This is a genomic window from Streptococcus sp. 2154 (genome assembly GCF_013277255.1).
Lineage (GTDB): Bacteria > Bacillota > Bacilli > Lactobacillales > Streptococcaceae > Streptococcus > Streptococcus pseudopneumoniae.
The window spans coordinates 1-1,788 of the sequence record NZ_VMMK01000008.1 but is presented as its reverse complement, the minus strand read 5'-3'; the positions used below and the strand labels follow the sequence as shown (position 1 = coordinate 1,788).

The window sequence follows — 1,788 nt, the reverse complement described above, 5'->3', positions numbered from 1 at the left end:
TTATAAAGGGACTCTAAATAGTATTGACTCGCCTTGATATGCCAATTAGAGATTTCCTTACGTGTGATTGGTAAACCCATCTTAGCCCAATCTTCTTCTTGGCGATAATTGGGAACCTTCAGATTAAACTTCTGATGGATGGTGTGAGCGATTATAGAAGCTGAGCCAAGGCTTATGCGCCAAAGGGGCTTTAGGGATAGGAGCTTTCACGATTTTATCACTCGGATTTTTCTCACTGCATGCTTGGCATTTGTAAGAGTGTTGGATATGATCTATGCGTTTTAATTGCACAGGAATAAAGACTAATTCTTGGCCTTGAAGACTCGCTCCAATCTCTTTTAGCTCTCCCTGACAGTCAGGGCAAATGCAGTCCTCTAAGCGATGATGAACTTCTTCTGAATCAAATTGGGCAAGATGGAGCCTCATAATCCAGTTTAGCAATGATTTCCTTCTATTAATGATATCCATAATTTGGGCATTAGGGTCTTTGATATCGAGTAGTTTTGTGATAAAATGTAATTGTTCCATATGAATCTTTCTAATGATGGTTTGGTTGCTTTTCATTATAGATCTTATGGGACTTTTTTTCTACAACAAAATAGGCTCCATAATATCCATAGGGGATTTTCCTACTACAAATATTATAGAGCCAAAATCTCCAGCCTAGAGAATTCATGAGGGTCTGAAAGGGTCAGGTATTTATGTTTTGTCATAGTAGAGCTCATTTCTAACTCAAACGTCTCACACTAAATTCCACCATAAAAATCTGTTTTAGGCCAATTTCCACTTTGACCAGACTAGGGGGAGTTATCCGAATCCAAATTTCAAGTTCAAGTTAGCCATGAAGAAGTCTTCTCTGGGTGATTTGTAGTTCAAGCATTTTTTAGGATAGTTATTAATCCAATTTTCGATGAATGCGACTTCTTTGGGAGTCGTTTTCTTAGTTCCCTTAGGTAACCATCTACGAATGAGCCTGTTGTGATTCTCATTAGTTCCCCTTTCCCAAGAGGCATAGGGGTGCGCATAATAGATATGTTCCTCAGAAAATACATCAGACAAGCGGTTAAATTCTGTACCATTATCTGCCGTGATGGAAAGAATTTGATGTTGTTTTAAGATGAGTTTTAAAGCCTGATTGACCGCCTCAGCACTTTTATTTGGAATCAATCGGATAATTTGATGCCTAGTCCTTCGATCAGTTAAGACCAGTAAACAATAATTTTTCACTCTTGTAAGCAGAACCGTATCAATCTCATAATGCCCATTCTCCAATCGCAGATTGATAGCTTCAGGACGCTGTTCGATAGATTGACCAGGGGGGTTAAAATTGGTGCTAGCTTGTTTCTTAAGCGCTTTTCCTTTTCTAGGATAGAGCAGATCCTGTTTTGACAATCCTAATTTTCCATGATGGATCCAGTAGTAGATGGTAGAAATTCCCACGTTAACGCCCTTAGCCTTGACCATCATTTCAGGCGAAAATTTTTGGTTATGATAGTGGAGAATCTTTTCCTTCAGCTCCTTGTTCAATCTTGATTTCTTGACCGAGCGCTTGCGATTATTTTCATAAGACTGTTGAGCATAGTCGGCAGAATAAACCTCTTTAAAGCGTCCTTTTCCAAGACATTGTCGGACTGTCCCACGTTTGATTTCATTGTGAATGGTTTGAGGAGCTTTTCCAAGTAAAGAGGCGATTTCTCTATTTGATCTCCCTTCCTTTTTCCATCGTTCGATTAAGCGACGGCTATCGATTGTCAAATGTTTGGCTTTTGTAGTATAATGGTTTTGCAT

Annotated in this window: 1 protein-coding gene and 2 pseudogenes; all 3 read right to left on the bottom strand. The window is 39.0% G+C overall.

All coding sequences use genetic code 11. The features are described from left to right. Positions 1–414: pseudogene (locus tag HT693_RS11790) on the bottom strand (IS66 family transposase); the annotation flags it as partial. Next, a pseudogene (locus tag HT693_RS11740) lies at positions 407–528 on the bottom strand (ISL3 family transposase); the annotation flags it as partial. The pseudogenes HT693_RS11740 and HT693_RS11790, both read right to left, overlap by 8 nt. 279 nt (positions 529–807) lie before the next feature. After that, entirely contained in the window at positions 808–1,788 is a 981-nt protein-coding gene (locus HT693_RS00555; protein WP_172924649.1) for an IS30 family transposase, read from the bottom strand.